At 71.2% G+C, this 6,000-nt stretch carries 4 protein-coding genes; 2 read left to right on the forward strand and 2 right to left on the reverse strand.

Annotation, left to right across the window (positions count from 1 at the left end; all coding sequences use genetic code 11):
• Positions 1–233: 233 nt before the first annotated feature.
• Together ACFQBR_RS28245 and ACFQBR_RS28250 are read right to left on the reverse strand one after the other, a co-directional pair.
• The gene (locus tag ACFQBR_RS28245; RefSeq protein ID WP_344178148.1) at positions 234–626 is read right to left on the reverse strand and encodes a hypothetical protein; all 393 of its coding nucleotides are present in this window, start codon (positions 624–626) and stop codon (positions 234–236) included.
• A gap of 56 nt (positions 627–682) precedes the next feature.
• Positions 683–1,069 carry a YbaB/EbfC family nucleoid-associated protein gene (locus tag ACFQBR_RS28250; RefSeq protein ID WP_344178151.1) on the reverse strand — a complete coding sequence of 129 codons (387 nt, stop codon included), beginning with the start codon at positions 1,067–1,069 and terminating at the stop codon, positions 683–685.
• Positions 1,070–1,577: 508 nt separating this feature from the next.
• On the opposite strand from ACFQBR_RS28250, the gene ACFQBR_RS28255 reads away from it, so the two are divergent.
• Positions 1,578–2,417, forward strand: coding sequence for a helix-turn-helix transcriptional regulator (locus ACFQBR_RS28255; protein ID WP_344178153.1), 840 nt, complete (start codon positions 1,578–1,580; stop codon positions 2,415–2,417).
• Positions 2,418–3,284: 867 nt separating this feature from the next.
• The coding region (locus ACFQBR_RS28260) for a WXG100-like domain-containing protein (RefSeq protein WP_465264169.1) at positions 3,285–6,000 on the forward strand (2,716 nt) is incomplete at its 3' end.

Raw genomic sequence — 6,000 nt, forward strand, 5'->3', positions numbered from 1 at the left:
GGCGTGATACCGCGCCGGGGCGCGTGCCCGGCCTGGAACGGAGCCGCCGGAACCGACTGTTCCGGCGCCGCCCCGTGGGAGCACCGCGGGCGTCCGGTTCAGCGGGACGCGGTCCGGCCGGTGAAGCAGGCCGGCGGATCCGGTCCCGCGGGCCGGGAACAAAGCACTCCGGTCACCGCGGGCGCCTCCTCACGCGGAGACGGCACCCGCCGTCCCGGACCGGCGCATGCGGTTCATCCCCATCGGCCCCCACCCCCGCCGCCGGGAGCGCCGTTGCCGAGGTTCCTTGCTCTGTCGATGTTCTGTTCCTCGTTGACCCTGTAGTTCCTGGCGGTGCCCACGGTTCGGTCGGAGGCTTGGCGCAGGCCGCGGGCGACGGGTCTCAAGTACGGCATGAGGTTCTCCTCCACCGGCTGCATGACGTTGTTCATCTGCCTGGCGAAGTCGTCGCCCTCGCCCCAGGGCGTTCCCAGGGCCGGGCGCACGGACTCGTACCACTCGACCAGGGCCTCGAGCCTGTCGGCCGGTTCGTGGATGTAATGCCCGTCGCGCGCCAGTTCGTCCGGCGCGACGTAGAGGGAATCGTTGGAGCTGCTGTTGCTGCCGCTGCCGTCGTATCTCGGCATGGTCTCTCCTGCCAGATGTGTGTACCGCGGTGAAAGTCGAGTACCGCCCCCGGCGGCTACAGCGGCGGCGGTTCCACGCCGAGACCGCGGAAGAGGTCGCGGATGTTGAGGGTTCCCTTCATGACGTCGTCCACGGCGACGCCCTCGGGAGCGAAGGGCTGGTAGAGCGTCTCCACCCGGTCGGCCATCTGCCCCCGTGCGCGATTGACCACGTCCTTGACGGCGCTCGCCAGTTCCGTGGGCGCCATGTTCCGATAGGACTGGCTGTTGAACTTCAGATCGACCAGTTCACCGCTCGCGTTCACCGTCGCCGCGACGAGGCGGTTCTTGGACACGGCCTCCTCGGTCGCCTGCTCCAGGTTCGCGCTCGCCTCCTCCACCTCGCGGAGCGTCCGCTGAAGCCGAGCCAGCTCTTGTGCGTTCCGTGCTTCCCAGCCGCTCATCGCCCGTTCCACTCCTTCTGTCCTTGTCTTCGGCCACTCTGGGTAGCGGCCTGCCCTGAAAAATGTTGTTCTGCGCAGACGAGGCGCCCCACGTCCGCTCGGCCTCCGGCCACGCGGACACCCGGGACGGTCCGCTCCGACCTGGTACGACCTGGGGGAGGACGGTCGAGCCGCGGTGCCGAGCCCGGCGCCGTGGCCTGCTCCGGTGACGACGGCGCGCGTGCCGGGCCGATTCGGCCGGGGGATGCCGATGATCTTGCGCGGTAGTGTCTGCTTCCCAGCCGTTGTGCGTGGTCCACTGTCGCGGAGCCGGCCGGAGTTATACAGGGACTCCCGATCAGAGGATGCGGCGGGCGAGGTTCCGTCCACGCTGAGCGGAAGGGCGTCCACGGCCTTTCGCCCGGGGATCACCGGACCGCCGCCCCGCTCGAAGGGGGACAACGGCCCGCGGCCGACAGAACCCGCCGACGGTGGGAACGACAGAGCACCGAGCAAGAAGGAGACGGCCGTGATCGACCGGGCCGGACTGGCGACGTTCCTCCGACTCCGCCGGGAGTCGCTGCAACCCGAGGACGCCGGCCTCCCGCGCGGACCGCGCCGCAGGACCAGCGGACTGCGCCGCGAGGAGGTCGCCGCACTCTGCCACATGTCGACCGACTACTACACCCGCCTGGAACAGGAACGCGGGCCCCAGCCGTCCGTGCAGATGCTCGCCTCCATCGCGCAGGGCCTGCACCTCTCCCTCGACGAACGCGACCACCTGTTCCGCCTCGCCGGGCACAACCCGCCCACCCGCGGCGCGGACAGCAAGCACATCAGCCCCGGCCTGCTGCGCATCCTCGACCGCCTGGACGACACCCCCGCCGAAATCGTCACCGAGCTCGGGGAGACCCTGCGCCAGAGCCCGCTCGGTGTGGCACTCATCGGGGACACGACCCACTACACCGGCCCGGCGCGCAGCAACGGCTACCGCTGGTTCACCGACCCCGGCGCCCGGCAGCTCTACGCACCCGACGACCACGAGCTGCTGTCGCGGATGTACGCGTCCGGCCTGCGCCGGCTCGTCACGCTCCGGGGCCCCGACTCGCAGGCGGCGCACTACGCCGATCTTCTCCTCGGCCAGAGCGAGGAGTTCCGCCGACTGTGGGACGAACACGAGATCGGTGTCCTCCCCAGCGAGGTCAAGCGGTTCGTCCACCCTGAGGTCGGCGCGCTGGAACTGAACTGCCAGACGCTGCTCGACCCGCACCAGTCGCACCGGCTGCTGGTCTACACCGCCGTCCCGGGCACCGAGAGCTACGACAAGCTGCAGCTCCTCTCCGGTGTCGACGTGCAGATCCCTCACTGACCTCACACCTGTTGACCGGGCGTCCCCTGGGCGCGACGGCTACGACGACGGTCGGCCGAGCGGTCGGCGGAGGCCGGCGCTCCCGCCAGGCGTCCACGAGCGGCAGGTCGGAGCGGGGCCCGCACGGACCGGGCCTGTCCAGGGATCCGCGATCCCTGGCTCCCGTCGCCGTCAAGCGGGACAGTGGTACCGAAGGAAGACGACGACCGCGCCGACGCGGAGTACGGACCCGACGAACCGATTCGGGCATCCCCCTTCATGAACGTCGCCCTCCCGCCAGAACCGGGCGGAGGCGGGCAGATCGCCCGGCCGACACCCCGGCCGGGCGCGGAGGTCTCGGTCCGAGTGATCCCCGGACATGAGACGGCCACCGCTGTGACCATGCGGTGTGCTGGAACCGGACGACCAGCGGTGGCCGTGCCGCCCACCGGAGCAGAGGCCGCCCCCACGGTCCGGGCGAACGGGTTCGACGACCTGTTCGCCAGGACCGTGGCCCCCTTCTCCGGCCGTAGGGAACCTGAGCTGCGCACCCACCCCCGGTCGATGAACCTGACCGGTGACCTGAACCACAAGAACGGTCGGCCCCCGGCCGTGTTCGCCGACGACACCGCCACCAGGAACGGGCTCACGACCAGCGCCGAATACGCCCCACCGGTCACCAGGGGCGAGCGGAGTGCTTACAGTTCGTCACACCACCGATACAACACAAACGATCACAAAGCCATATAATCGGAAGTACAAACCAACGCATCCCCACAGTGCTGGGTGGCGTGCCCGTACCGCCGTTCTGCCGGCGAAGAGCGGGCCCACGGCAGGAACCCCCTTGTGGCCTGGCGAAAAGCAACGATGGATGGAGCGGTCGCCCTCATGCCTCCTTTTGGTCCCGACACCGCAGGGTGGGTCCGCCAGACCGCCAAATGGCTTCTGGGCATGGAGATCCCCTCGGCCGACCCCCCCGCCATGCGCCGGCTCGCCGACCACAAGGACCACGTCGCCGCGACCCTCGAGGAACTCAAAGAACTCCTCACCCTGGTCCGCCGCAAGGTCCGCACCGACTTCTCCGGCACCGCGGCCGACTACTACGACGCCTCCATCGCCCAGTTCACCACCGGCGACAACGACTACATCGGCTCCGGGGCCAAGACCGCCCGCAACGCCTCCACCGTCCTCCGCGACGGTGCCGCCAACGCCGAACACACGCACTGGATGGCCTTCGGCCAGCTCGTCCAGCTCATCATCGAGATCGCCTGGTGCATAGCCATGGCCAAGGTGACGATGGGCGCCTCGCGTGCCCTGATCCCCTGGTTCAAGTACTTCCGCTCCGTCGCCATCCAGCGCATCCTCACCTGGCTCACGCTCACCGTCCCCTCCCACCAGATCACCGAACAGCTCTTCGCGTCCCTGGACTCCATCGTTCAACGCGTCCAGATCGACGCCGGCACCCGCAGGTTCCACGACACGGAGATGACCCGCCTCACCCACGGCGGCGCGGGCCTGTCCGCCCTCATCTCCGCCGGGTTCTCCGGCGCCGTGGACGGCCTCTTCAGCCACCAGGTCCGCGACCTGCTGCGCACCAACCTCGACACCCTCGCCGACGTCCCCCCGCCCCCTCGCATCGACACCCCTCCCCCCGGCCGCCCCGACACCACGCCCACCCCCGCACCCGGGGCCGGCGTTCCCGGCCCCACACCCGCACCCGTGCCCGAGGCCGCCGCTCCCGTCCCCGACCTCAACATCAACCGCGACCTCGCCGGCGTCTTCGCCGCGTACGAACGCGATCTCGCCGCCACCTTCAACCCCCCCGCCGGCAAGACCGCCTTCGACAACCCCTTCGTCAACAGCGACTTCCGCGACGACCTCGCCGGCGTCTTCGCCGCCCACTACGGCTCCGCCCTGGGCGCCACCGGCGCCCGCGCGCTCGGCAGCGGCTACGCCGACACCCTCATGGCCCACTGGGGCCGACCCGACCTCACCCACCGCCTGGCCGACCTCCTGGACGCCACCCCTCTGCCGTCCCCGACCCGCACCCATCTCGCCCAGACCATCCCCACCGCCCTCACCCACGGCATGGGCGACTACATGACGCGCCCCCTCGTCAAAGCCGAGATCCTCGGTACCGGCGCCGCCTCCGGTGCCCTGGAGGGCTACCTCGGCGAGGGCACCACCAACGCCCTGCTCACCGACCAGGGCTGGCAGGCCAACGGCTACTCCGCCACCTCCGGCGCCTTCCAGTCCACCTTCCAGACCGTCACCGTCGACACCGCCCTGGCCGCCATCGACCATGTCCAGTCCCCGCCCGCGCCACTTCCACCGCCCGACGCCGAAACCACCACCGGCAGCACCACCGGGCCGACCGGACCCACCGGGATCAACGGGAGCACCAACGAGAATGGCCGCGAGTCCGATCCCGTCCCCTCCGGCCGGTCCGCACCCCCCGGAGCCACCCCCGGTACCCACGAAGCACCCGACACTCCCAGTACCGACATCACCCGCACCGACACCGCCCCCGCGCCCTCCGACACCCCACCTCACGCCCTCGGCGACACCGGCGCCCCGCACGGCCGCACCGGCAGCGGCGGCGAGGACTCCACCCGCACCACCACCTCCGACGGCACCCGCGGCGAGGACCTCCACACCCCCCGCACCGTTCCCCCCGACCCCCTCGCGCCTGCGAGCGAGCACCCCGACCGCTTCGCACCCACAGCCGTGGGAAGCCCGACCGGCGAGCAGCCGACGGCCCCCGGACACCACGCACCGGACGACCCGCGCACCCCCGAAACCGATTCCGGAGCCACGCCCCTCACGGCCGCCGCGCCCCTCGTGCCACCCGTCCAGCAGCACACACCGAACACGTCCGCGAGCCCCACCACCGGCGCAACCGAAAACGGCACCGCCGCCCCAGGCACACCGGCCGATACACGGAACCGGCCCGGTTCGACCCTCGACCCCGCCCACGGCCGAGACGGCCTCCGGACTGATGACCACTCCGGTACCCGCGCACCCGCCCCCACCGACACCCGCTCTGCCGACGAGCCTTCGGTCCGCACCTCCAGCACCGCTTCTCCCGCCGACCAAGGCGAACACAACGGTGCGGATCACACCCCCGGCCCCGCCGACCACGCAAGCGACACCGCGCCCGAGTCCCTTGCGCACGCGCCTCTCTCCGACCACGGACACACACCCTCCGCACACGCCGACCTACCCTCCGAGGTGACCCCCGAGCGGGGCGGCTCCGAAGCGGACCGTCCGCCGCAGGCCGGATCCTCCCGGTCTTCCGAAGACGCTTCCGCCGCAGACCGCGGGCAGCCGGATCACGGCGCCACTTCCGACTCCGGACGCGAGAGCGCGGAGCGCAACAGCGGGGCGGACACCGGCGACGTCCCGCCACGCGAGCACGGCACGGCGGACGGGGACATCGACGGCGGGGACGACGACTTCTACAGCCTTTCCGCACCCGCCCCCCACACGACCTCCGACCCTGACGACCCGTGGAACGGCAATCCCCCCACGTCCCTGGATCTCTCGGCGCTCACCGCCGGGGGTAAGGACACCAAGTCCGCCGGGCAGCCCTTCACGGTCGGGG

It is taken from the genome of Nocardiopsis tropica, assembly GCF_042660575.1.
Classification (GTDB): Bacteria; Actinomycetota; Actinomycetes; order Streptosporangiales; family Streptosporangiaceae; genus Nocardiopsis; species Nocardiopsis tropica.